This window comes from Vibrio sp. B1FLJ16 (assembly GCF_905175385.1).
Taxonomy (GTDB): domain Bacteria; phylum Pseudomonadota; class Gammaproteobacteria; order Enterobacterales; family Vibrionaceae; genus Vibrio.
Window position 1 is genome coordinate 533,485 of sequence record NZ_HG992750.1, and the last position, 23,871, is coordinate 557,355.

The following is a 23,871-nucleotide window of genomic DNA, read 5'->3' on the forward strand; positions in this document are numbered from 1 at the left end:
TTGATGCAATGCGAGTAGGACGACTATGAAATATCGAGAAGCTGCGGTGGCCGGAAGATTTTATCCCGCGGCAGAAAATGAGCTCAACAACCAACTGGCCAGTTTTCTCTCTGAGCAAGCCATATTACCTGAAGCTCCAAAGGCGCTAATTGTTCCCCATGCTGGTTATTTTTATTCAGGGGCGGTTGCTGCGAAAGCGTATCGCTTGCTTGGGAACAGTAAGCATCGTTTTTCTCGTGTTGTTCTGTTTGGACCCAGTCACCATGTTGCGCTTGAAGGTTGTGCGGTGCCGAGCAGTGATGCATTTCTGACGCCAAGCGGTGAAGTGGCAATTGATCGGGACAGTGTAGATTTGCTTGTATCAGAAGGATTAGCAGCAGAGTCGGATCAAGCCCACCACTGGGAACACTCCTTAGAAGTACAGCTTCCTTTCCTACAATATTGTCTTGATAACTTCACGCTTCTCCCAGTCGTTGTGGGGCGAGACATGCATGGTTACGTTAAGCGAATTCTGGAGTCAGTCGCACAATCTCCCGAGACACTGATTGTGGTGAGTAGCGATCTCAGTCATTACCATCCATACAGCGAAGCTAATGAGATTGATGCAGATACGATTCAGCGTGTTTTGTCGTTTGGGAGTAATATTCATCCGGAACGGGCGTGCGGCTGCAATGCGATAAATGGCTTACTTGATTATGCGAGAGAACAGCACTGGGAGATCAAGTGTGTGAATTACACCAACTCCGGAGATGTTATGGCGCATCATGAACACCGCGCTCCGGAGCCCTCCGAGGGGGTAGTCGGTTATGCCAGCTTCATCTTGTTTTGAATTAAGTAAGGAAGCCCGCGCTAAGTTACTTCAAATGGTTTGGCAAGTTCTTGATGACGCGATGAAGGGTAGTGGAATGAAATTGCCTTCGGAGCCAAGTAACCAAGAATTACTCAAACCTGCGGCCTGTTTTGTCACATTACATCATAATGGCGAGTTGCGTGGCTGTATCGGATCTCTTGAAGCGCAAGAACCACTTTGGCTCAATGCCTGCAAAAATGCTTATGCGAGTGGCTATAAAGACAAGCGTTTTCAGCCTCTGACGCTAGCAGACCGCAGTGGTCTGAGTCTGGAGATTTCCGTTTTATCTGAACTCGTTCCTATGAATAACGAAGGTGAAGCTGCTTTGCTCAGAGAGTTACGTCCCGATATAGATGGACTGTTATTGGAAGAAGGTTCTCACCGATCGGTATTTCTGCCGTCGGTTTGGGAGGTATTACCTACGCCCGAGAAATTCGTTCAGGCATTAAAGCGCAAAGGAGGCTGGCTGGAGAGCTACTGGAGTGAAGACATCAGCCTTCACCGATTCACGACTGTTGTGATTGAAGACTCGTAGCTTCCAACGTCCTGCCAATTACTGAGAAGCTGGGTAACGGTTAATAACGTTCTCTAGCGTCATAATCCCGAACATGATCTTTCTGACAAACGACTCGGAGCTGCCAACAAAGTAAAAGTGTGGATGCTTGGACCAAATACGTTGCAGTTTTTTGTCCAGTTTTGCTGCCTGTTCCAGTGATTCACTTCTGGTTGGGTTGTTACTGCTGATCTCTTGTCCCGACGCGGCGGCAGATTCAAAAAAGATCACCGCATCATATCTTTCAAGTTCTTTTTCAAACGTTGAGTTTACCTGTTTGAAAAAGTCACTCTCGGAGTTAGGCCAATACGCGAGCCCGTCCAGTGAACCACGGTCACACACCAATAATCGATCCGGATACTGAATCTTGTGGATGTCTTCGAGGTTTTTTTGCAGTTGAAAGATGGTCTTCTGAACCATTTTGACACATTGCTCGTTGTCTGAGCGTGTGACGCCACCAGAAAAAAGCAAAGTTGCGGCTTCAGGAACCACCATGATTTGCCCGCAAAGTTCTCTGCGAAAAAGATCCAGCGCAGTAGTTTTTCCACCACCCGGGCCTCCGGTTACCACAACCTTAAGTTGCTTTTTCATTGCTGCCTCTCGCTTAGGTACTACCTTGATATTTAAAGCTTAGTCGAAATGTATCCAAAGAAAGGCAATGTTAGATTTTAAAAATGTGTCGTATTGGCAGTCATTAATCGACCGCCCTGCGGTTTTGGGATATTCGTCAGATTATTTCGAATTGAATACGCTTTTCATCGTGCATATTGATTGAGTGAATGTCGATGCTGCCGGGATGGAACTCGCACAAGCTAAGGCGAGGGTCTGGGATAAAGTTGTTAGCGCTATAGCCACAGCCAGTATCGATGAATATTTTGTTTCGCTTTATTTTCGGGCTGTCTAAAGGGGTGTGTCCGGATATAACAAAATCGACATTATTGATATGTGTTCCTGTACTTCTCAATATATCGTCCCGCCCCCATAACATGGTCTTCAGCGATTCTTTATCTATAGGAGCTTCTGGTGGCCAGCGGGCAAAAGGACATTCCGCGTGTACAACACCGATTCGTAAATCTCCGACTTTGACAGTAAGCGTGAGGCTATAGTGCGAAGTGATTGTTTCTATTGCGGTGTTCTGTTCGGCATGATTCAGCGATAACCACCATTCGCCGCCGTTTCTCATCCAAGTGTTTCTTGTATATGGGTCTGCATCATACCTTTCGAGAATGAAGCATTCATGATTACCTAAAACGGGAAAAAACCATTTTTCTCTGGCGAGATTCAGACAGTGTAATGAGTCCTCTCCGCGGTCGGTTAAATCACCGACTGAAAAGAGGCGATCTTTATATTTGTCGAAATGAAGTTGCTTTAACGCGTGAATAAGCAGCGAGAAATTGCCATGAATATCTCCGACAAACAAATCTCTGCCATGTTTATTCTGTTTGAAATGGGTATGAACTGGTATATCCGATGAAGCAATCATGAAAATAGTATTGGTGAGCATCCTGTCAAATAAGAATAGCACAGGCATGACATAGGGCTTCTTCGAAAAATAAACAGCCGTTGGGATCAGTTACCGCTTACTTCATTCAAAATGAAATCCCGAAAAGCCTGATTCGCACGTGAAAGGTAGCTGTCTCTGCGCCATGCCAGACTCAAATCAATTTCGAATGTCTCTGCGAATGGTCTGGTGACGATGTCTTCGTCCTCGCTGATAACAACTGCCCACAGTGGTGAAACGGCATAGCCCTGGCGGATCACGGATTTTATTAAAGGTAGTAAGTTACTGCTAAACGCGACTTTGGGCTTGATGTTTACCTGTTGAGATATTCGGTCCAGTAATGTGTGATGGTAATAGCCTTTTTGAAAGAGTACTAAGTCGTGCGCGAGAAAATCAGAGTATTCAATCACTTCTTTTTCAGCTAGAGGGTGGTCAACCGCCATGCATACCACCATCTCTTCGCGGATCAGGAAGCCACTTTCTAACTCAGGAGTAAGATCTTTACTGGCGACAACACCCAGCTCGACTTCGCCATTAAGCAGTAATTGCCGAATGTTACGGGTACCAGTATCAAGGATGTTCATATCAATATTGGGGTACTGATGCCTGAACGCCATAACAAGAGGCGGGAAATAGTAGGAACCAAGCATACTGGGTACGGCAACGTCCACATGCCCTTGATCCAGTCCTTCCATGGCTTGCATCGCCAGCTTGGCGTCCTCAGCTTGTTTAAGTATTTGTTTTGCGTGAGAGAGAAATTCGCTACCAGCTATCGTTAACGAGATACCGCGATCCCTGCGATTAAACAGTTTTGCTTTAAGTTCGTGTTCTAACTTTTTGATGCTACTGCTGATCGCTGGCTGTGCCAGATTGAGAGCTCGTGCTGCCGCAGAAACAGAGCTTCGCTCCGCCGCTTCAACGAAATGTTTTAACTGACGTAATTCCATATAAAACCATCCCTGTCCATATAGGATATTGATGTCAATACACTTATATTTTCCATAAATATTGTTTATGGATCTGATAAACACAAAATATTTTTTTTATTGCTGATTGACCAATACGCTTATTTTTGTGACCAATATCAATAAAAGTAGTTAGCAGTGAAAAAATTAGCCCATTACAACAGAGTCGTCATTTGTGTCTGTCTCTTCTCCATTGTGACGTTTTCCAATATTTACTGGTTGCAGCCTTTGCTCCCGGTTCTGCAGGAAGCGTTTCACGTAAGTTCCCTTGAAGCCAACCTTGCAATGTCAGCCCCGCTATTTGGGATGGGGTTAGGTTTACTGTTTTTCGCCAGTTTGTCGGATTCCATCGGGCGATGCAAAGTGATGCTGGGCGGAACGGCTTTTGGATTGTTGGTTTCTCTCGCACTGCCTCTGGCTGAGAATTATCATGTTTTCTTGTCACTACGTTTCTTACAAGGGGTTTTCTTAGCGGTTTGTCCGGCTTTAGCAGTACCGTTAATGAGTGAAGAGCTGCGTAAAAACTGGTTCGCAAGTGCGGTCGGTTTGTATGTGGCCTCGAATACAATCGGTGGGATTTGCAGCCGCTTGATGGGCGGACTCAGTGCAGAACTACTTGGTAACTGGGCTTATGCAGGCTATATGATTGCGGGTATTAGTGTGGTTCTGTATGGCATTATTTATTACCTGCTGCCTGCTCAGCGCCACTTCCAACCGGCTCCGCTAAAAGTAGTCAAATGCCTTAAAGCGTATGGCTATCATTTCAAAAATCCTCAGTTGGTGGTTCTGTATCTGTTTATTGGCTTGGCATTCGGTACATTTGTCAATCTTACCAACTATATGATGATGGTGCTGAGTGACTATCCCTATCACTTACCGAGCGACATTAGAAGCCTAATGTTCCTGACGTTGCTTGGCGGTACGACCAGCTCATCGCTTGCAGGGCAGTTTGCGAAAAAATACAGTCCGATTGCCGGCGTCGCATTTGGTGCGATTATTATGTTACTAGCTAATTTCCTGATGAGTTGGTCGAATATCTCCACGTTGGTGGTGGGTATGGTGATGGTTTCGGTCGGATTCTTCTTCTGTCATGCTCAGGCGAGTACCTTAGTCGGCAGAAAAGCCACTAAATCAAAAGGTAGTGCGCAAGCGTTATACAGTTTGTTTTATTACTCTGGCGCGAGTGTGGGGGTGTTTTTCCTGGAACCATTTTATCAGGCTTGGGGATGGCAGGGCATTTTGATTGCCACACGTATTGCTTTAACGATGTGTATTCTCCTGGTGATTATTTATCAGTGGATCAAAATCTATAAAGACAATCACTCTGCGGCAATGCCTTAACCGGGTAAACTACCTCTGGATGCAGGTTCGGGAGTATGTCATGAGCCCCGCATCAGAGGTCGTTTGAGTGTGACTGTTGGCCCCTAAGTTAACGCTTAAAGCTAACCGGTTCTCTGTCTTGCAGGTAGATTTCACTTTCAGCAGGTTTAGTGTGAGCAATGACTTTCCCCCGTCGGATTGAGTATTGAACAGGCACCTGGCGACGGACTGCCTCAAAGCCATTCTCAGCGGGTAAGATGATAAGGTTTGCTGCTTTACCGACGTCAATGCCGTAAGCGTCCCCAAGTGATAATGTGCGCGCGGAGTTTTCAGTGATTAAGTCCAATGACTGGTTGATCTGCTCATAGCCCATGATCTGACACACATGCAGCCCCATATGCAGAACCTGTAACATGTTTGCCGTACCAAGCGGGTACCAAGGGTCGAACACATCATCGTGACCGAAACATACGTTGATGTTTTTCGCCATCATCTCTTTTACGCGAGTGATACCGCGACGTTTCGGGTAATCGTCAAAGCGACCTTGTAAGTGAATGTTGACTAGCGGGTTGGCCACAAAGTTAATACCGGACATACGTAATAAGCGAAACAAGCGAGAAGTGTAAGCACCATTGTAAGAGTGCATAGCCGTTGTGTGACTTGCGGTTACCTTATTGCCCATGTCGTATTTGTGAGCCAATGCCGCCACGGTTTCAACAAATCGTGATTGTTCATCATCAATCTCGTCACAGTGAACATCGATAAGGCGGTCATATTTACGCGCTAACTCAAAGGCATAGTGCAAAGACTCAACGCCGTATTCACGGGTGAACTCAAAGTGGGGGATTGCTCCCACCACATCTGCGCCCAGCTTTACGGCTTCTTCAAGTAACTCTTTACCATTCGGGTAGGACAGAATTCCTTCCTGCGGGAAGGCAACGATCTGCAAATCGACCCAAGGCTTCATCTCTTCTTTCACTTCCAGCATCGCTTTTAAAGCGATTAAGGTAGGATCGGAAACATCAACGTGAGTACGTACATGCTGGATACCGTTCGCGATTTGCCATTTTAGTGTTTGTTTAGCTCGCGTTTTAACATCTTCTTTTGACAATAAATCTTTGCGCTCAGCCCAACGTTCAATACCTTCAAATAGAGTGCCCGACTGGTTCCAGTTCGGCTCGCCAGCAGTTTGAGTGGTATCCAAGTGAATATGTGGCTCACAAAACGGAGGTATGACTAAACAACCTTTTGCATCTATCTCTGGTACTTCTGTTGGTGTTTCCTGACCACTAGGTGTAATGCGTCGAATAATACCGTCTTCAATATGGATATCTTGTGGTTCATTGTGTGAACGTAAAATAGCGTTACGAATATTAAGCTGAGACATAGTGTACCTTTCTGATTGAGATAGTGATGACTGAGTCACTTTGTTTTGCTTAACATTGAGTTAACAACAAGTGCCTCACAGAGTCTAGAAAATAAATATGTTATTTTCTCTGATACATAATCTGTTAACCAAGGACTTCAAAGCCCGCCATGAATAAAGTTCAGCCTCCGATAAACTCACATAACAACTATCACGCGCACGTTTATTTTGACCAGCAATCCATTGCGTTTGCGGCGTCACTATGTAAAGAAGCTGGGCGGCGTTTTAATGTAAATATCGGAAGAGTTCATGAGAAGTTGGTCGGCCCACACCCGAAATGGAGTTGCCAGATCAAATTTACCTCAAATGAGTTTGATGAGTTGATCGCTTGGTTAGATCAAAATCGCAATGGACTATCGGTGCTAGTACACGCCGATACAGGAAATGACCTGGAGGATCATACGCTACATGCATATTGGTTAGGTGATAGTGTTTATCTGAATCTTTCGATGTTTGGTGCTTAAGAGGTGCCAGAAATAAAAACTCAGAGCAGAAGTTGTCCGCTCTGAGTGAGTTTATTTTATGGTTTACAACTGCTCAGCAAGCTGCGGCAATATTTCAAACAAATCGCCGACTAATCCGTAGTCCGCAACTTCGAAAATGGGGCAGTCAGGATCTTTGTTGATGGCGACAATCACCTTTGACTCTTTCATTCCCGCAAGGTGCTGAATTGCACCAGAGATCCCAACCGCAATGTACAGTTTAGGTGCCACAATTTTACCGGTCTGACCGACCTGCAGGTCGTTGGCAACGAAGCCAGCATCGACTGCAGCGCGCGATGCACCAATAGCAGCGCCTAGTTTATCTGCGACTTTTTCAATTAACTCGAAGTTCTCTTTACTACCTACACCACGTCCCCCAGAAATCACGATTTCCGCCGCCGTCAGTTCCGGGCGTTCAGAAACGGTCTTGTCGATAGATATCAACTCAACCACTGGTGATTGAATTGAGGTTTGCTGATGCTCAATATCGACCTGGCTATTGCACGCGACTGGGTCAAAGGCAGAAGCACGCACAGTTACTACACGCAAATTGTCGTTCGAGGTCACTTTTGCAAAAGCATTACCTGCATATATTGGGCGAATAAATGTCTTTTCATCAATAACTTGAACAATGTCAGAAATTTGCCCGACTCCGCATTTGGCTGCGATACGTGGTGCGAGATCTTTGCCTTTTGATGATGAGCTTGCCCAGAGCCCGTCGAAGCCCTCTACAAGATTTACTACTACTGGTGCGACATTTTCTGCGAATTGGTGCACTAACGACTGGTCATCAATACAAATGACTCTTGAAATACCATCAACACGACTTGCCTGTTGAGCGACGTCTTCACACTGATAGCCAATTACAAGCAAAGTGTTATCCTGGCTGACCTGATGCGCCGCGTTCACGACTTTTAATGTATCCGCATGCAGTTGGCGGTTGTCATGTTCTGCAATAATTAGATTCTTCATGAAATCACCTTTGCTTCGTTACGTAGCTTATCGATAAGTTCCGCTACAGAGTCCACTTTAATGCCCGCTTTTCTCTGAGCTGGTGGCGTGACTTCAGTAATAGTCTGGCTAAATACGACTTCAACACCGAGACTCTCAGGTGTGACTGTTTCTAACGGTTTACGCTTGGCCTTCATGATGTTCGGCAATGAGGCAAAGCGAGGTTCGTTTAAGCGTAAATCGGTGCTTATAACTGCTGGTAGGTTCATCGCCACTGTCATTAAGCCACCATCAACTTCTCGCACTACCTGAATTTTTTGATCTTCGATTTTTACTTCGGATGCGAAGGTTGCCTGAGGCCAGTCAAGCAGGCCAGCTAGCATCTGCGCGACTTGGTTGTTGTCTGTATCGATGGACTGTTTACCAGTGATCACCAGCTGAACTTGCTCTTGCTCGGCGAGGGCTTTTAGCAGCTTTGACACCACTAGCGGCTCAATTTTGTCTGCCGTTTCAATATGAATCGCTTTATCTGCGCCTAGCGCCAGCGCCGTGCGTAGTTGTTCCTGACATTGTGTTCCGCCAGCACTCACAACGATGACTTCTTCTGCAATTCCTTGCTCTTTGAGTCTAACTGCTTCTTCTACGGCGATTTCACAGAAAGGGTTGATGGTCATCTTGACGTTATTGGTTTCAACATCGCTGTTATCCGGTTTAACTCGAACCTTAATGTATGGGTCAATGACCCTTTTAATTGGCACTAGTATTTTCACGTTAGATTCCTTTTTACAGTGAAGGCTGTGGATGACGTCTGACGTCTTTAAAATGATGTTAATTTACCTTTACGTTTGCGTCAACTTTAAATATATTGTTATTTAACAAATTGGCAACATGCATAGAAAGGGAATACAACCATGGAAAGAGACTGCATGGAGTTTGATGTTCTGATTGTTGGCGCTGGGCCTGCGGGCTTGTCTGCTGCCTGTCGCATTAAACAGTTGGCAATGGAAAAAGACCAGGAAATCTCAGTTTGTGTTGTAGAGAAAGGTTCGGAAGTCGGGGCTCACATTCTTTCTGGAGCTGTAATTGAAACGCGCAGTCTGGATGAGCTGTTTCCGGATTGGCAAGCAAAGGGAGCTCCCCTTAATACCGAAGTAAACCAAGATAAAACCTACTATTTTAGCAATGAGCTTAATGGCTTTGAGCTGCCAACTTGGGCGGTGCCAAATACATTGCACAATGATGGTAACTATATAATCAGTCTCGGTAATTTGTGTCGATGGATGGCATCAGAAGCGGAGAGCTTAGGGGTGGAAATTTATCCGGGCTTTAGCGCCAGTCAGGCCATTTTTGACGAACAGAACCGTGTTTGTGGTGTGATAACAGGAGACATGGGGCTGGATAAAAACGGAGAGCAAAAAGCCAATTTTGAACCCGGAATAGAATTGCGTGCCAGGTTTACTCTGTTTGCTGAAGGCGCACGTGGTCATATCGGTAAGCAGTTGATTAATAGATTTAATCTCTCTAAAGATAAAACGCCTCAGCACTATGCTATCGGCTTTAAAGAGCTATGGGAAATACCGCAAGATCAACACCAGCAAGGTCTGGTCGTCCACGGATTAGGCTGGCCACTTGCGAACGAGGCGACAGGCGGGAGTTATCTCTATCATCTAGAGGATAATCAAGTCGCGGTTGGTTTAATCGTTGATCTCAATTATGCCAACCCTCATCTCAGCCCGTTTGATGAATTCCAACGCTTTAAACACCATCCGATGATTGAGCAGTACCTTAAAAATGGCAAGCGGATCAGTTATGGTGCGAGAGCGATTTCCAAAGGCGGATTTCACTCTCTGCCGACTCAGCAGTTCGAGGGAGGATTACTGATCGGTTGTGATGCGGGAACATTGAATGGTGCCAAAATTAAAGGCACGCACACGGCAATGAAATCAGGGATTCTGGCCGCTGAATCGGTAGTTGAAGCTATGTCAAATCAATCAGTTACTGCGGACTATCAAAAGCATTTCAAACAGTCGTGGCTATACGAGGAGCTTTATCAGGCGCGCAACTTTTCGAGTGGTATTCACCGCTTTGGTTCCTGGTTAGGTGGCAGCTTAGCCATGCTGGAGCACAACGTGTTAAACGGCAAAGCGAAGTGGAACATACGCTGTGAAAACGCAGATCATCAGTCTTTACTACTGGCTGAGAACAGCAAAGCGATCGTCTATCCGAAGCCTGACGGTGTGTTAAGTTTTGATCGCCTCTCTTCGGTCTATTTATCCAATATTTTCCATGAAGAAGACCAGCCATGTCACCTCCGGCTTACCAGTCAGCGCATTCCAATAGAACAGAATCTGGCGCTTTACGCTGAACCGGCGCAACGTTACTGTCCCGCTGGTGTGTATGAAGTCGTTCAGGGTGAAGAGCAAGAGGAATTGCAGATCAATGCGGCCAACTGTATCCACTGTAAAACCTGCGACATTAAAGATCCAAGTCAGAATATTACCTGGACTCCTCCAGAGGGCGGCGGTGGCCCTAACTATCCAAACATGTAACTTTCCGTTATTGATTTTTGTTAACAATTTATTTACTTAAAGTTTGCGTTAGCTCAAATCTTTATCGCTGAGCTGGATTGCAACTTAATCTTTGAAGCACTATTCTGAATTTAAATTGACGTTTACGTAAACTGAATAAAAATATTGATGCATAGGTGTAGAAGCGGTTACCAGTATCAAAGTCAGGTTTGATATCGAAATAGTGCTCAATGGAACGCACTTAAAAAGAAAGGGAGATCAATTATGGTATCGGAAACACCTCTTTTGCAGGTAAACGATATTTCATTGGCCTTTGGTGGGGTGAAAGCTTTAACCGATGTGAGTTTCCATGTGAACGAAAAGGAAATCTTTTCAATCATTGGTCCAAATGGTGCTGGCAAAACCTCGATGCTCAACTGCATCTCCGGTCGATATACCCCGAATAAAGGGTCAGTAGTCTTCGCGGGAAACGACGTTACGAAACGCACACCCAGCCAACGTGCTGAGTTAGGGTTAGGCAGAACCTTCCAGAACCTAGCACTCTTTTCTCATATGTCTGTGCTCGACAACATTATGGTTGGGCGTCACCACCTGCTGAAAAACAACTTCGTAACAGGCCCGCTTTACTGGTTCTCTAATGCACAAAAAGAAGAGATGGCACACCGCAAGTACGTCGAAGAAGTCATCGATTTTCTAGAAATCCAACATATCCGCAAAGCCACTGCTGGCACGCTTTCTTACGGGTTACGTAAGCGAGTTGAGCTTGCGCGCGCGATTGCTTTAAAACCAAAACTCCTTCTGCTTGATGAGCCGATGGCGGGCATGAACCTTGAAGAAAAGGAAGACATGGCACGTTACATCATGGACCTCAATGAAGAGCTGGACATCACCATCATCATGATCGAGCACGATATGGGGGTGGTTATGGACATCTCGAACCGGGTGTTAGTACTGGACTTTGGTAAACATATTGCCATGGGTGAACCCGAAGAAGTGATGGCAAACCCACATGTCAAACAAGCCTACTTAGGTGAAGAGCTACCGACATTAGAGGAGAGTGCATAATGGCACAGCAACATAATGATTGGGCAGATGTAAGCAGCTTAGATACCTTTCCAAAAGTGTTGCAGCACAATGCCAAGCACTGGCCCCAAGAGGTCGCAATGCGTGAAAAGGAGTTTGGTATTTGGCGTGAATTTACCTGGCAGGATTATGAAGACCGAGTCAAGTGGATGGCACTAGCACTCGAAGATCTTGGTCTCGGTGACCAGGACGTAGTTGGCCTGTTAGGGGATAACCGACCAGAATGGGTGTGGGGTGAACTGGCTGCGCATGCGATCAAAGGTTTCTCACTGGGTATCTATCAGGATTCGATGCATGAAGAAGTGGCTTATTTAATCAACTATGCCAAAGCAAAAGTGGTGATTGCTGAAGATGAAGAGCAATGTGACAAATTGCTTGAGCTAGGCGATGAGATACCAAGCGTTAAGTATATTATTTATTGTGACCCTCGTGGGATGCGCAAGTATGATGACCCACGACTTATTGATGTTGAAAAAGTCTATAAGAAAGGTCAGCTGATTGATAAAGCCTATCCGGATAAATACCTGGATATGGTTGCCGCTACCAAAGGTAGCGATCTTTCGATTCTCTGTACCACCTCAGGTACCACATCTAAACCGAAACTTGCCCAGTTACACAGCGGTGCTTTCCTCGACCACTGTGCTGCTTACCTGCGTGCTGACCCACGTTCTCCGGGTGATAACTACGTTTCCGTTCTGCCTCTTCCATGGATCATGGAGCAGGTGTACGTGGTTGGTCAGGCGTTGATATCCCGTCAAATTGTCAACTTTGTTGAAGAACAAGAGACTATGATGTCGGATTTGCGTGAAATCGGCCCTAACTTCGTTCTGCTTGCACCACGGGTATGGGAAAACATCGTAGCAGACGTTTCTGCGCGAATGATGGATTCCACCCCGTTTAAGCAGAAGATGTATAAGCTGGGAATGAAGCTTGCGAACGACGCGCTGGATAAGGGTAAACGTTCGAAACTCGCTGAATGGATTCTGCTTCGTGCACTGCGGGACCGTTTAGGTTTCTCAAACCTGACTTCTGCTGCAACCGGTGGTGCAGCGATGGGGCCGGATACGTTCCGCTATCTGCAAGCGATCGGTGTGCCACTTAAACAGCTCTATGGTCAGACCGAAATGTGTGGCGCTTACACCGTGCATACTGCAGATGATGTGGATTACGATTCAGTCGGTGTTGCGTTCGATAATGCTGAAGTAAAAGTCATCAACCCTGACAGCAATGGGGTAGGTGAAATCATCGCGAAAAGCACTGGCATGTTTACCGGCTATCTCAATAACCAGTCGGCTTACGATGAAGACGTACAAGACGGCTGGATGCACACTGGTGACGCAGGGTACTTTAAAGATTCTGGCCACTTAGTCGTTATTGACCGACTAAAAGACATGTCGGAAACCAGTCATGGCGACCGCTATTCTCCGCAGTTTATTGAAAACAAGCTTAAGTTCTCGCCATTTATCGCAGAAGCGGTTGTCGTGGGTAAAGGCCGACCTTGGCTCTCAGCAATTATTTGTATCCGCTATGCGATTGTCGCCAAGTGGGCGGAGCAAAGGGGCATCGCTTTCACCAACTACACCAATCTTTCAGCACAGCCTGAAGTGTATCAACGATTCGCGAAGAGGTGCTTAAAGTTAACGAATCGCTTCCGGACGCACAGAAAATCAGCAAATTTATTCTGTTATATAAAGAGCTCGATGCGGATGACGGCGAGCTGACTCGTACACGTAAAGTTCGTCGCGGTGTGGTTGCGGAGAAATACGGTGACATCATCGACACCATCTACAGCGCGGCTTCTAATGTCGACGTAGATACGGTGATCACATATCAGGACGGCACCAAGACGCGCATTCAGACTTCACTGGTGATTGAAACGCTTATCAAACATGAGCTCAAACTGGTGGATAGCGAACAACGGAGGATCGCATAGTGAATACGGATTTATTACTGCAACTCGTCATCAATGGCGTGATCGTCGGCATGTTGTATGGCGTCGTCGCCATGTGCTTTGTATTGATTTATAAATCGACTCAGGTAGTGAACTTTGCTCAGGGTGAGTTCCTGCTAATCGGCGCGTGGGTCTGTTGGGCTGCGCTGGTTCATCTGCAACTGCCTTTCTTCGTCGGTTTCCTGCTCACACTCGCCTTTATGATGGTGTTTGGTATCGCGGTGCAAACCATCGTGCTCAGACCCTTGATTGGTGAGCCGATCATCTCAGTGATTATGGTGACTATCGGTTTGTCGATGTTCTTCCAGGCACTGATGAAATGGATATTTGGTGTATCAGCAGTGTCATACCCGCAAGTGTTTGAGACCAACGTGGTCAACATTGGCGGATTGAACGTTGAGTATGCTTACATCCTCAGCTTGATCTTCTCGATGATCATCATGGGCGCGTTCTACTGGTTCTTCAAATTCAGCAAAATGGGTTTGGCGATGCGAGCGACCGCGTTCAATCAACAAGTTGCCCAGAGTCTTGGCATTTCTATTAAGAAAGTGTTCGCAATCAGCTGGGCAATTTCGGCAATGGTATCGGCGACAGCAGGGATTGTTATCGGCATCGTAAACGGCGTATCGGACGCGCTTTCTATCATCGGTATTAAAGTTTTCCCAGCAGTTATTTTGGGCGGCCTGGACTCAGTTGTCGGCGCGATTGTTGGTGGTATCACCATCGGACTGCTGGAGAACCTTGCGGAGTTCTTTGATAGCCAATACCTGCAAGTGGGTAACCTCTACAACATCGCACCTTTCTATGTGCTGTTGATCATTCTTGCCTTCAAGCCTTATGGCCTGTTTGGTACCAAAGATATTGAGCGTATTTAAGGAGAAACAACATGGCTCAACTTAGCATGCGCCCATGTGGGGATTTTCGAACCACATATAAAAGCGATACGCCAATTTTTGAAACCAAAACCATACGACGCTTAGCAATCGCCGGTGTGATTGCCATGCTGGCCGCGCCTCTGGTACTGGATATTTACTTCCTCAATCTGTTTATACAGATAGCGTATCTCGGTATCGCGGCGCTTGGTCTGAACATTCTGGTCGGTTTTACTGGGCAAATATCATTAGGTCACGGTGCGTTCTTTGGTTTTGGTGCATTTGCATCTGCCTGGTTGAACAACCAGTACAACATTCCGGTCGTGTTTGCGATTCCGTTAGCGGGCTACCTGACGATGATTGTCGGGATGATATTTGGCCTGCCAGCGGCACGAATCAAAGGGCTGTACTTAGCAATCGCAACCTTAGCCGCGCAGTTCATTTTAGAAGACTTCTTTGCGCGCGCAGAGTGGTTCAGTGGCGGCTCATACGGTGCTAGCGCCAACCCTATCAATCTGTTTGGCTTTGAGTTTTCAACCGATGAAAGCTTCTTTTATGTTGCACTGTTTGCGTTGATATTCATGTATATGTGGGCATCCAACTTAATCCGCTCTCGTGATGGCCGCGCGTTTGTTTCTGTGCGTGATCATTACCTGTCGGCTGAAATCATGGGCATCAACCTGACCAAATATCGTCTGCTCTCTTTCGGTGTGTGCGCATTCTACGCGGGTATTGGCGGTGCGCTCTACGGTCACTATCTGGGTTTCGTTTCAGCGGAAGGCTTTACCATCATGATGTCTATCCAGTTCCTGGCAATGATCATCATTGGTGGCCTCGGCTCGGTGAAAGGGACACTAATGGGGACGATCTTCATTGTACTGCTGCCAGAAGTTTTAGAGTTCGGTGTAACGGGGTTGTCTGCGTTTGGTGATGCCACCGCGTTCTCGGACGGCTTGGCTTACTTCAAAGAAATGGCAATCGGGCTGGTCATTATGCTGTTCCTGATTTTCGAACCGCAAGGGTTGTCGCATCGCTGGCAACAGATCCGGGCATATTGGAAACATTATCCGTTCTCTTATTAATCGGTTTAATCGGTACGTCGTGTACTTAAGTGGAATACACCTCAATAACAAGGACTACGAGTTATGAACAAAGGACATTTAGCGACAACGTTAGTACTCTCTTCAGCACTATTTACTACTGCTTCCTGGGCAAAAGATTCCGTGTTTGTAGGACATCTGGTGGACTTCTCTGGTCCAACTGCATACGTAAGTAAACCTTACGGTTCTGGTGTGCGAGACGCTCTGCAGTGGATCAACCAAAATGGCGGCATCAGTGGTACTGAGTTGGAATTTGAGACGGTTGATATGGCTTACAAAGTGCCGGTTGCGATTTCTAACTATAAGCGTTGGGTCGCACGTAAGAACATGGTGGCGATGCAAGGCTGGGGCACGGCCGATACCGAAGCGCTGATCTCATTTGTAACTAAAGACAAAGTGCCGGTATTTTCCGCTTCGTACTCTGGTCACTTAACTGACCCGACAGGAAAAAACCCGAAAACGGCCAAGCCTGCTCCGTATAACTTCTTCTATGGAGCGTCCTACTCAGATGCCTGTCGCGCCTTGGTGAAATGGGCGAAAGAAGACTGGGAATCAAAAGGCAACACCACTGCGCCTAAATTTACTCACATCGGTGATAACCACCCTTTCCCGAATGCGCCAAAAGAAGCGTGTGCAGAATACGCGAAAGAGCTGGGTTTTGAAGTACAAAACCCTGTGGTCGTGTCTCTCAAACCAGGTGATTTCAAAGCGCAATGTCTGTCGCTTAAGGAGTCAGGTACTAACTACGGCTATATCGCCAACTTAGGTGGCTCGGTCATTTCGCTGGTGAAATCATGTAACACGGTAGGGACCGATTTCCAGTATATGGCGAACATCTGGGGTGGTGATAAACCTGTGATAGAAGCGGCAGGTGATGGCCTGAAAGATTACGTATTCCCTGTCATGACTGCATTCTGGGGTGATGATACAGAAGGCATGAAGCTGGTACGTGAAATCTCTAAACAGTCTGAATCTGAACCGGGAGAGTTCCGAACTCACCACTACATCCGTGGCGTTTGTTCTGCGTTCTACATGAAAGAAGCGATGGAGTGGGCAAAAGCGAATGGCGGTATTACCGGTGACAACATCAAGAAAGGTATGTACGTACACAAGAACTGGGTACCGAAAGGTCTAGAGGGTGTGTGTATTCCTGCTAACTGGCAACCAGAAGATCACCGTGGCACAACAACCGTAAACGTGTTTATGGGTAATAACCAGGGCGGAACCGTTGACATCAAAAAAGTGTCTCAGGTTACATTGTCACGTCGTGACGATTGGCTAGGTTACTAATTAAGAAAATAGGACAGGCAGGGGTATTCCCTCTGCCTTCACAAGGAGTAACTTGATGAGTGAATTAGCAAGGGAAGTCGAACCTGCAGAAATCTTACTCTCTGTAAACAATATCGAAGTGGTCTACGACGAGGTAATACTGGTTCTGCGCGGCGTAAGTCTTGAAGTACCAAAAGGTCAGATCGTAACGTTATTGGGGGCTAATGGTGCGGGAAAATCGACCACACTAAAAGCAATCTCTGGTTTGCTGAAAACTGAAGATGGTGAAGTGACCCGTGGCGAAATTAACTTCATGGGTGAGCGTATCGATAATAAGAGCCCGGAAGAAATCGTTCGTTCCGGTATTTTCCAGGTTATGGAAGGGCGTCGGATAGTCGAAGACATGACCGTCATTGAAAACCTGCGTCTGGGGGCGTTTACCCGCAATGACAATGAAGTCGAGCAAGACATCGAAATGGTGTTTGACTACTTTCCTCGGCTTAAAGAGCGCACGGGGCTTGCCGGCTACTTGTCGGGTGGTGAGCAGCAAATGTTAGCGATTGGCCGTGCACTCATGGCTCGCCCGAAAATGATTTTGCTGGATGAACCTTCGATGGGGTTATCGCCACTGCTGGTAAAAGAAGTATTCAGTATTATCGAGAAAATCAATAAAGACCAGGGCATCACCATGCTATTGGTTGAGCAGAACGCGAACTTTGCGCTTCATGCCGCCGATTACGGCTACATTATGGAATCAGGCAAAATCGTACTGGATGGTAGTAAGCATGAGCTGCTCAATAACGAAGACGTGAAAGAGTTCTACCTTGGTGGCGGCGATGAAGAGCGCAAGAGCTTTAAGAACCTTAAGTCTTACAAACGTCGTAAGCGTTGGTTGTAGGGAGTTATCATGAACGAACTATTCGACACAAAAGAATCCTTATCTCCAACAGAAAGAGAACAGGCACTGTTTGAGCGCTTACCAACGCTGATTGAGAACGCAAAAGCGCACAGCGATCACTATGGTAAACACTTTGCAAATCTAAGCCCAGCAATCGCGGACAGTCGTAAAGGGCTTGCCGAATTTCCAATTACTCGCAAGTTTAATCTGCCTGGCCAGCAGCAGCTTAAGCCGCCGTTTGGCGGTTTAAACAGCGTCGTTATCGGTCAGATGGCGCGAGTGTTTCAATCACCAGGACCTTTGTATGAAGCACAAACGGATGAGTCTGATTTCTGGCGTATGGGACGAGCGTTTCATGCTGCAGGATTTCGTAGTGGTGACTTAGTCCACAACACGCTGTCTTATCATTTCTCCCCTGGCGGATTCATTATGGATGGCGGGGCAAGAGCCTGTGGCTGCGCGGTATTCCCAGCAGGAGTAGGTAACACTGAAGCCCAGATTGAAGCCATCAAACAGCTGCAGCCAATCGGCTATACGGGCACACCGTCTTATCTGCTTACTTTGCTTGCGAAGTATCAAGAGCAATATGCTCAGCCTCCGAGCATTAAAAAGGCGTTGGTGTCTGGCGAAGCGGTCTCAGCAGAAATGCAACAAGCCTTCACAGAAAAAGGCATTGATGTGTATCAAGCCTACGCAAGCGCGGAACTTGGTTTGATCGCTTATCAAGTGCCTGATGAGCAAGGTTTGGTAGTAGCAGAGGACATCATTGTTGAAATCGTTGACCCTGATGGTGTTCCTGTTCAACCCGGAGAAGTCGGTGAGGTGGTCGTGACTTTACTAGATGAGAAGTTCCCGCTGATTCGCTACGCAACCGGTGATCTGTCTGCTTACATCGAAAGAGACTCGAATTCACCACGCACTAATATGCGAATAAAGGGCTGGCTGGGACGTGCGGATTCAGCCGTTAAAATCAAAGGTCTGTTTGTCTATCCGCATCAGATTCAGGAAGTTTGTCGACGCCATGAAATCAGAGGCTCTTTGAAGATTGAACGTGATGGCTTTAACGACACCATTACGTTTTGCTGCCAAGATAACAGCGCTCAAGGCAAGTATGTCTCTGCGGATGATATTCAAACAACACTTCAGTCTGTTACTAAGCTCAAAGGTGATGTTTTGTTTGTAGAAAACTGTACAGAGCAGCCTCTGATTAACGATTTACGTAATTAGCAATCGGCTTATTTAGAAAACATTGATCTCATTGGTCACGTTCAATCTGAAAGTAATTTATAAAGGCTGGGTAATGCGAGTATATAAGGGATACGAGTATGAGATCGTGTCCCTTTTTGGACTGAAAGGCGAAGCTTTAGAGGAAGTACAATGACTACGTCAGACTCACCAGCAATTGATGCTCAGTTTTGGAATAATCTGTTTACTAAGGGGACGATGCCCTGGGACCGTAGTCAAGCGCCTGAGGAGTTACAGGGGTATCTAAATCGAACCTCTGATGTGGCTCAATCGGTATTTATTCCGGGCTGCGGTGCCGCACACGAAGTCCCTCACTTTATTCAGCAAGGGCACAACGTCGTTGCGATGGATTACAGTGAAAAGGCCGTTAACCTCGCTAAATCGAAACTTGGTCAATATCAGGATAGTGTTAAGTTGGGTGACGTGTTCAGTGCTGAGTTCTCCCAAACATTTGACGTGATTTATGAGCGAGCATTTTTAGCCGCGTTACCGAGAGAAATGTGGGACAATTACTTTTCAATGATTGAACGTTTATTGCCCGATAATGGCCTGTTAGTGGGCTATTTTGTCATTAGCGACGACTACGATTCACGTTTCCCTCCTTTTTGCCTGCGCAGTGGTGAACTGGAAAGTAGGCTGGAGCAATCCTTTAAACGAATCGAATTTGCACCAGTTTCCGATAGTGTTGACGTGTTCAAAGGAAAAGAACACTGGATGGTGTGGCAGAAGAAGTAGCAATCAACTGCTGCGTCACAATCAACGTATTATGGTTATTTGGGTATACCATAATACGTTGATAAATAATCCAGTACCGCTTTCCGATCGTTATCCGATAATTCTTCCATACCTTGTTCTTCTATCATCCAATCGAGCATTTTATCCCACCTTTTTCTGCTTAATCCTTGCTGGGTGACCATATACAGGGAGTGGCAAACCGAGCACACAGCCGCCACAAGGTCCATGTTCTCTCCGGGTGTTAGTATTCCCTCGCCAAGTGATTTAACCTCCATTCCTGTGGAAGCGGTAACCCAATCGGCAGGAGTCGGGTTCTTAGTAGCAAGCCATGCGATGATAGCGGCGCGGGCGCCCGGGTCTTTTACGCCCGGATACACCATGTTGGTTCCTGGTGCAAAGTCATTAGGCGATGATAAAAATGCATCAAGCTTGTCAGCGTCCCACTTACCCTGATGCTGCTTGAGGCCTTCGCTGTAGCTGAAGCCCGTAAAACTGGCAATGTCGCGCTCTGCTATGCCCCATAAAGGCGGCCCGACAAGAGTAACGCCATTGGGCTCAAATTGGTGACAAGCTTTGCAGACCATTGCCTGTTGCTCGCCAGCTGCAATCAACTCTTCGTTTGCTGCGCCAAATCGGCTAAAAACCGTTAATAGCATAAAAGAGAGCGGGAGTACCCGCTCTTTAATGACAGTTCTCTTCACACTTACCCCTTAACCACTAAGGCTATACGATGGAAAGTGTTGTTGAGGTAGCCCTTTGGATTCCAGGCGATGGCAAAAGGCTGACTGACATCTTCATCGTCTGTCGCTTTCGCCCAAATTTCATAGTAACCCGCCTGAGGGAACTTAACATTGGCACTAAAGGTTTGCCACGCGCCCTCATTGGCAGGTTTCGCCAGATCGGTATCCATCCATGTTGCCCCAAAATCAATAGAGAGCTGCACTTTAGATACTTTACGGTCTCCGGACCACGCATGGCCACGCACGTTAACTTCATTGCCATTGAGTTGACTGTTAGTCTGAGGGTAAGTAATCAGTGATTTCACCGGCATTCGCTCTATGATCACGAAATCCTCTTTCGCAACCTCTTCTCCGGGAGCTACCGGGCGGTTTGGTACGCGATATGATGTCCCTGTCATTTTGGCGCCGTCATGTACCTGGTCCCGGATCTGAATGCGAGTCAGCCATTTTTGTGAACAGGAGCCAGGCCAACCAGGAACGACTAATCGCAGAGGGGCACCATTCATCGGATGCAGAGCCTCCCCGTTTTGCTCAAAAGCGATAAGGTTTTCGCTGCTCATTGCTTTGGCAATCGGCACACCACGGGAAATCGGGCTTTTACCTTCCTGCCCAGAAAGGTGTTTATCTGCGCCGTAATGTGCGGTGTAAACCGCGCCATCTTTCACTCCGGCAGCTTTAAGAACATCTGCCAACCGAACCCCAGTCCAGCTAGAGCAGGCGACAGCGCCATAGGTCCACTGATTACCGGAGGCTTTAGGGTCAAAGAACGCACGGCCGTTACCACCGCATTCCACAACTAGTTGTTGTTCAACGACTTTGAAGTTTTTCTTCAGGTCGGCAATCGTAAGCGTCATTGGTTTATCAACTAAACCGTCAATGGTTAAAGACCAGGCTTCCGGATTAACATCTGTCGGTGGGAGACCGTTATTGCGTATAAAGTGATGGCGGGTAGGGGTGATGTCGTCGTCGAGCAAGTGAGGTGGTGTTTCGGCATTCATTGGTCTGTCGTTGAGTACAGTAAGGCCGTCTTTACCTTCGATAACGACGTCATCCAGACCTTCCGCAAAAGCGGCGGGAATAATCCCTGCCGGCATATTACGATGGAAAGGAATAGCTCCTCCAAGTACAGCGGCCATGGTTGCCAAACCTGCGCCCTTCAAAAATCCTCGTCTGTCAGGGTAGCTTACTCGTCCAAATACTTTTTCATCCGCAGATTCAGGATTTTTCTCATAGTATTTATAAATCCCGTGCGGCTTGTGTTTTTCGTTCTCACTCATGATGTGTTCCTTAATGGCTAACGCCCCAGAACTTTTAAATCACTTTTCGTCCAGTAGGTCGTTTAACTGTTCACTACAAAATAACGTTTTAAATGTGTTTTTCATCAATAACATTAGACGACGATTGATGACCTTAACAACATTTTTGTTATTAACTGTTTAGGCATAAAACGTGAAGCTTGGGCACTTCATTGAGTAGTCCTGCTGACAAAGAGTTGACAGATAAGTCTGATTTCCGCTTCTTAAGAAAAAATTTGGGTCAAAAGAGGGTAAAATTATGAGCTCTATTCGCTGATTAAAAAACAACCTAAATAACAACAATTATGCCCATCGTTGAAAAAGTAAAACGACTTATTACCGCGAGCACAGATCTGCTGGCTGAACAAGTCATTCATTTAGGAAGCCAATACGGTTACATAGCCTATACAACCAATACGACGGCTGCATGGCGTGAATCTATTGTCGGCGTTTCTGACGGTTTAATCGCTTTACTTTCGGTTGGTGATATTAGAGAGCTAGACCCGAATCTAAGAATGGAACTGAATGATTGGGATGAAGATATCATTGGTTATTTCCGTGATAGGGCAATTGTTCATCACAGACGAGCAATTGAACTTTATATGTACATGGGCTTGCTCAAGTACTATCGTGAAGCTTATCTTGATTTAATAAAGTCACTTGATGCTACGACAGAAGATCGCGAATGGTTAACTACCGTAATTAATGGTTATTTCAACCGCGGTGAAGCAGTAACTTGTTATGAATATCAAAAGTTATCTTTAGATTCTAATAAAGAACTCGAAGTGATAAAACAGAGCCATCGTGACGTGCTTACTCATAAAAATCAGCTACTTTCTATTATTGAAAGTATTGATTTACCGTTATTTGGTGTAGATAACCTCGGTTATATCCGTAATGCCAATGGTCTGGGCCATAAGATACTGTCGACACACTCTAATACTGCGGACGATAAAAACTATTGGGATGTTAGTCTGGACGAGAAGTGTTTTAACATTAATGACGTAATTCCTAATTTTCAAGAAATCAGTGAGTCTGATGAAGTCAACAATCATCTGTATAACATAGTGAATGTTAACGGTGACCATTACGAACTGTACTTTTACAAGTACAAGGGTATGGTGCGTTATCGCGATGAACGTGATTCGATCATTTTGATGTTGCGTGATATTTCAAGCCTAGTGGCGTATGAGAATCAGCTTGAAACGGAGCGACAAAAACGTTTTGATGAAAAGCAAGAAATCATCCAGGTACTGGGGGATATTTTAGAAAGCCGTTCGGATGAAACTGGCCAACATGTGCGCCGAGTTGCTTGCGTCTCCAGCAAATTGGCGATGCTTTACGGCCTCAGTGATGAAGATATAAATGCACTCTATACCGCAAGCCCACTGCATGATGTAGGCAAAATAGCGGTACCTGATGCCATTCTAAACAAGCCCGGTAGATTAACCAAACAAGAGTTCGAAATTGTAAAAAAACACACTTCCATAGGTTATGAATTACTGAGAGGTAGCGACTCTGAACTGATGCAAACGGCTTGTGTTATCGCGCATGAACACCACGAAAAATGGGATGGTAATGGCTATCCGTGTGGGAAATCGGGCGAAGATATCCACATTTTCGCACGTATAGTAGCAATTGCGGATGTGTTTGATGCACTATTGAGCAAACGCCCTTACAAGAATGCCTGGGCGAGAGAAGAGGTGTTACAAGAGTTTGTCGATCAAAAAGGCAAGCACTTTGACCCGGTTCTCTGCCAAGTGTTGATCGATAACTTTGAAGAGGTTGCTGATTTACACGCACATGCAGAGGACTTCATTCTGCCACAGGTAGGTCAACTGCATGCTATTCAGGATATTGCTTAAACCCAGCGGTGTAGTAAAAGGATTAAGGAGTTAAATCATTATCTCCTTAATTGTACTAATTCAGACCTGGCAATTATCCACTCTTAGACTTATACCAATCACAGTAAATAAGTGTTCAGAAATAGCGTAGGAAAAATGCTTGAGAACAACGCGAAATTTTTCGATAAGTAGTTATTCTACAATCAACCTACTTTATAAACGAAAGAAAAAGGCAACGAAGTTATCGAGTATTTTAACCAGCT

At 46.1% G+C, this 23,871-nt stretch carries 23 protein-coding genes; 15 read left to right on the forward strand and 8 right to left on the reverse strand.

The genetic code is table 11. The features are described from left to right. Positions 1-25: 25 nt before the first annotated feature. Positions 26-829: an AmmeMemoRadiSam system protein B gene (amrB, locus tag KHN79_RS16460; RefSeq protein WP_182011470.1), complete on the forward strand. Its 804-nt coding sequence runs from the start codon at positions 26-28 to the stop codon at positions 827-829. Then, a complete protein-coding gene (amrA, locus tag KHN79_RS16465) occupies positions 807-1,385 on the forward strand; it encodes an AmmeMemoRadiSam system protein A (protein WP_182011469.1) in 579 nt (192 codons plus the stop codon). Before amrB ends, amrA begins: the two co-directional genes overlap by 23 nt. An 18-nt stretch (positions 1,386-1,403) precedes the next feature. On the opposite strand, the gene KHN79_RS16470 is transcribed toward amrA, so the two are convergent. The 3 genes from KHN79_RS16470 to KHN79_RS16480 all read right to left on the reverse strand — a co-directional run bounded on the left by KHN79_RS16470 (position 1,404) and on the right by KHN79_RS16480 (position 3,851). Beyond that, positions 1,404-1,994, reverse strand: coding sequence for an AAA family ATPase (locus tag KHN79_RS16470; RefSeq protein WP_182011468.1), 591 nt, complete (start codon positions 1,992-1,994; stop codon positions 1,404-1,406). A 136-nt stretch (positions 1,995-2,130) separates the two neighbouring features. Next, the gene (locus KHN79_RS16475; RefSeq protein ID WP_244812757.1) at positions 2,131-2,934 is read right to left on the reverse strand and encodes a metallophosphoesterase; all 804 of its coding nucleotides are present in this window, start codon (positions 2,932-2,934) and stop codon (positions 2,131-2,133) included. Positions 2,935-2,972: 38 nt separating this feature from the next. Continuing rightward, positions 2,973-3,851 carry a LysR family transcriptional regulator gene (locus KHN79_RS16480; protein WP_182011467.1) on the reverse strand — a complete coding sequence of 293 codons (879 nt, stop codon included), beginning with the start codon at positions 3,849-3,851 and terminating at the stop codon, positions 2,973-2,975. Between the two features lie 156 nt (positions 3,852-4,007). On the opposite strand from KHN79_RS16480, the gene KHN79_RS16485 reads away from it, so the two are divergent. Next, positions 4,008-5,210, forward strand: a complete 1,203-nt coding sequence (locus tag KHN79_RS16485; protein WP_182011466.1) for an MFS transporter — start codon at positions 4,008-4,010, stop codon at positions 5,208-5,210. Positions 5,211-5,298: 88 nt separating this feature from the next. On the opposite strand, the gene KHN79_RS16490 is transcribed toward KHN79_RS16485, so the two are convergent. After that, positions 5,299-6,576 (reverse strand): cytosine deaminase, encoded by a 1,278-nt coding sequence (locus KHN79_RS16490; RefSeq protein WP_182011465.1) that lies wholly within the window; start codon positions 6,574-6,576, stop codon positions 5,299-5,301. A 149-nt stretch (positions 6,577-6,725) separates the two neighbouring features. Between KHN79_RS16490 and KHN79_RS16495 the strand changes: the two genes are divergently transcribed. Further along, the gene (locus KHN79_RS16495; RefSeq protein ID WP_182011464.1) at positions 6,726-7,079 is read left to right on the forward strand and encodes a DOPA 4,5-dioxygenase family protein; all 354 of its coding nucleotides are present in this window, start codon (positions 6,726-6,728) and stop codon (positions 7,077-7,079) included. A gap of 63 nt (positions 7,080-7,142) precedes the next feature. On the opposite strand, the gene KHN79_RS16500 is transcribed toward KHN79_RS16495, so the two are convergent. Together KHN79_RS16500 and KHN79_RS16505 are read right to left on the reverse strand one after the other, a co-directional pair. Next, a complete protein-coding gene (locus KHN79_RS16500; protein ID WP_182011463.1) occupies positions 7,143-8,069 on the reverse strand; it encodes an FAD-binding protein in 927 nt (308 codons plus the stop codon). After that, complete coding sequence (locus KHN79_RS16505) at positions 8,066-8,818, reverse strand: electron transfer flavoprotein subunit beta/FixA family protein (RefSeq protein WP_182011462.1); 753 nt, start codon at positions 8,816-8,818, stop codon at positions 8,066-8,068. Before KHN79_RS16505 ends, KHN79_RS16500 begins: the two co-directional genes overlap by 4 nt. A 141-nt stretch (positions 8,819-8,959) precedes the next feature. On the opposite strand from KHN79_RS16505, the gene KHN79_RS16510 reads away from it, so the two are divergent. The 10 genes from KHN79_RS16510 to KHN79_RS16550 all read left to right on the forward strand — a co-directional run bounded on the left by KHN79_RS16510 (position 8,960) and on the right by KHN79_RS16550 (position 19,729). Next, complete coding sequence (locus tag KHN79_RS16510; protein WP_182011461.1) at positions 8,960-10,597, forward strand: electron transfer flavoprotein-ubiquinone oxidoreductase; 1,638 nt, start codon at positions 8,960-8,962, stop codon at positions 10,595-10,597. A 243-nt stretch (positions 10,598-10,840) separates the two neighbouring features. Then, a complete protein-coding gene (locus KHN79_RS16515) occupies positions 10,841-11,641 on the forward strand; it encodes an ABC transporter ATP-binding protein (RefSeq protein WP_182011460.1) in 801 nt (266 codons plus the stop codon). Then, positions 11,641-13,380: a long-chain fatty acid--CoA ligase gene (locus tag KHN79_RS16520; protein ID WP_244812759.1), complete on the forward strand. Its 1,740-nt coding sequence runs from the start codon at positions 11,641-11,643 to the stop codon at positions 13,378-13,380. Before KHN79_RS16515 ends, KHN79_RS16520 begins: the two co-directional genes overlap by 1 nt. Next, positions 13,287-13,592 (forward strand): hypothetical protein, encoded by a 306-nt coding sequence (locus tag KHN79_RS21635; RefSeq protein ID WP_244812761.1) that lies wholly within the window; start codon positions 13,287-13,289, stop codon positions 13,590-13,592. The genes KHN79_RS16520 and KHN79_RS21635 overlap by 94 nt, the downstream gene beginning before the upstream one ends. Continuing rightward, the gene (locus KHN79_RS16525) at positions 13,592-14,485 is read left to right on the forward strand and encodes a branched-chain amino acid ABC transporter permease (protein ID WP_182011458.1); all 894 of its coding nucleotides are present in this window, start codon (positions 13,592-13,594) and stop codon (positions 14,483-14,485) included. Before KHN79_RS21635 ends, KHN79_RS16525 begins: the two co-directional genes overlap by 1 nt. A gap of 11 nt (positions 14,486-14,496) precedes the next feature. Beyond that, entirely contained in the window at positions 14,497-15,564 is a 1,068-nt protein-coding gene (locus KHN79_RS16530) for a branched-chain amino acid ABC transporter permease (RefSeq protein ID WP_182011457.1), read from the forward strand. 63 nt (positions 15,565-15,627) lie between these two features. Then, entirely contained in the window at positions 15,628-16,872 is a 1,245-nt protein-coding gene (locus tag KHN79_RS16535; RefSeq protein ID WP_182011456.1) for an ABC transporter substrate-binding protein, read from the forward strand. Between the two features lie 55 nt (positions 16,873-16,927). Next, positions 16,928-17,749 carry an ABC transporter ATP-binding protein gene (locus KHN79_RS16540; RefSeq protein ID WP_182011455.1) on the forward strand — a complete coding sequence of 274 codons (822 nt, stop codon included), beginning with the start codon at positions 16,928-16,930 and terminating at the stop codon, positions 17,747-17,749. Positions 17,750-17,758: 9 nt separating this feature from the next. Further along, positions 17,759-18,976: an AMP-binding protein gene (locus KHN79_RS16545; protein ID WP_182011454.1), complete on the forward strand. Its 1,218-nt coding sequence runs from the start codon at positions 17,759-17,761 to the stop codon at positions 18,974-18,976. A 150-nt stretch (positions 18,977-19,126) separates the two neighbouring features. Further along, on the forward strand, positions 19,127-19,729 hold the full coding sequence (locus KHN79_RS16550; RefSeq protein ID WP_182011453.1) for a methyltransferase domain-containing protein: 603 nt from the start codon (positions 19,127-19,129) through the stop codon (positions 19,727-19,729). A gap of 35 nt (positions 19,730-19,764) precedes the next feature. Here the strand turns inward: KHN79_RS16550 and KHN79_RS16555 are convergent, their stop codons facing one another. Continuing rightward, positions 19,765-20,385, reverse strand: a complete 621-nt coding sequence (locus KHN79_RS16555; protein WP_182011484.1) for a c-type cytochrome — start codon at positions 20,383-20,385, stop codon at positions 19,765-19,767. Between the two features lie 47 nt (positions 20,386-20,432). After that, on the reverse strand, positions 20,433-21,746 hold the full coding sequence (locus KHN79_RS16560) for a molybdopterin-dependent oxidoreductase (RefSeq protein WP_182011452.1): 1,314 nt from the start codon (positions 21,744-21,746) through the stop codon (positions 20,433-20,435). Between the two features lie 323 nt (positions 21,747-22,069). Here KHN79_RS16560 and KHN79_RS16565 point away from each other — a divergent pair, with 323 nt between their 5' ends. Continuing rightward, positions 22,070-23,629, forward strand: coding sequence for an HD-GYP domain-containing protein (locus KHN79_RS16565; protein ID WP_182011451.1), 1,560 nt, complete (start codon positions 22,070-22,072; stop codon positions 23,627-23,629). Positions 23,630-23,871: the final 242 nt, after the last annotated feature.

Coding starts and splice junctions, on each gene's coding strand:
- KHN79_RS16490 (WP_182011465.1), bottom strand. CDS start 6,576: ATGTCTCAGCTTAATATTCGTAACGCTATTTTACGTTCACACAATGAA.
- KHN79_RS16510 (WP_182011461.1), top strand. CDS start 8,960: ATGGAAAGAGACTGCATGGAGTTTGATGTTCTGATTGTTGGCGCTGGG.
- KHN79_RS16535 (WP_182011456.1), top strand. CDS start 15,628: ATGAACAAAGGACATTTAGCGACAACGTTAGTACTCTCTTCAGCACTA.
- KHN79_RS16565 (WP_182011451.1), top strand. CDS start 22,070: ATGCCCATCGTTGAAAAAGTAAAACGACTTATTACCGCGAGCACAGAT.
- KHN79_RS16545 (WP_182011454.1), top strand. CDS start 17,759: ATGAACGAACTATTCGACACAAAAGAATCCTTATCTCCAACAGAAAGA.
- amrA (WP_182011469.1), top strand. CDS start 807: ATGCCAGCTTCATCTTGTTTTGAATTAAGTAAGGAAGCCCGCGCTAAG.
- KHN79_RS16515 (WP_182011460.1), top strand. CDS start 10,841: ATGGTATCGGAAACACCTCTTTTGCAGGTAAACGATATTTCATTGGCC.
- KHN79_RS16520 (WP_244812759.1), top strand. CDS start 11,641: ATGGCACAGCAACATAATGATTGGGCAGATGTAAGCAGCTTAGATACC.
- KHN79_RS16555 (WP_182011484.1), bottom strand. CDS start 20,385: ATGCTATTAACGGTTTTTAGCCGATTTGGCGCAGCAAACGAAGAGTTG.
- KHN79_RS16560 (WP_182011452.1), bottom strand. CDS start 21,746: ATGAGTGAGAACGAAAAACACAAGCCGCACGGGATTTATAAATACTAT.
- KHN79_RS16480 (WP_182011467.1), bottom strand. CDS start 3,851: ATGGAATTACGTCAGTTAAAACATTTCGTTGAAGCGGCGGAGCGAAGC.
- KHN79_RS16470 (WP_182011468.1), bottom strand. CDS start 1,994: ATGAAAAAGCAACTTAAGGTTGTGGTAACCGGAGGCCCGGGTGGTGGA.
- amrB (WP_182011470.1), top strand. CDS start 26: ATGAAATATCGAGAAGCTGCGGTGGCCGGAAGATTTTATCCCGCGGCA.
- KHN79_RS16530 (WP_182011457.1), top strand. CDS start 14,497: ATGGCTCAACTTAGCATGCGCCCATGTGGGGATTTTCGAACCACATAT.
- KHN79_RS16475 (WP_244812757.1), bottom strand. CDS start 2,934: ATGCCTGTGCTATTCTTATTTGACAGGATGCTCACCAATACTATTTTC.
- KHN79_RS16495 (WP_182011464.1), top strand. CDS start 6,726: ATGAATAAAGTTCAGCCTCCGATAAACTCACATAACAACTATCACGCG.
- KHN79_RS16500 (WP_182011463.1), bottom strand. CDS start 8,069: ATGAAGAATCTAATTATTGCAGAACATGACAACCGCCAACTGCATGCG.
- KHN79_RS16550 (WP_182011453.1), top strand. CDS start 19,127: ATGACTACGTCAGACTCACCAGCAATTGATGCTCAGTTTTGGAATAAT.
- KHN79_RS16540 (WP_182011455.1), top strand. CDS start 16,928: ATGAGTGAATTAGCAAGGGAAGTCGAACCTGCAGAAATCTTACTCTCT.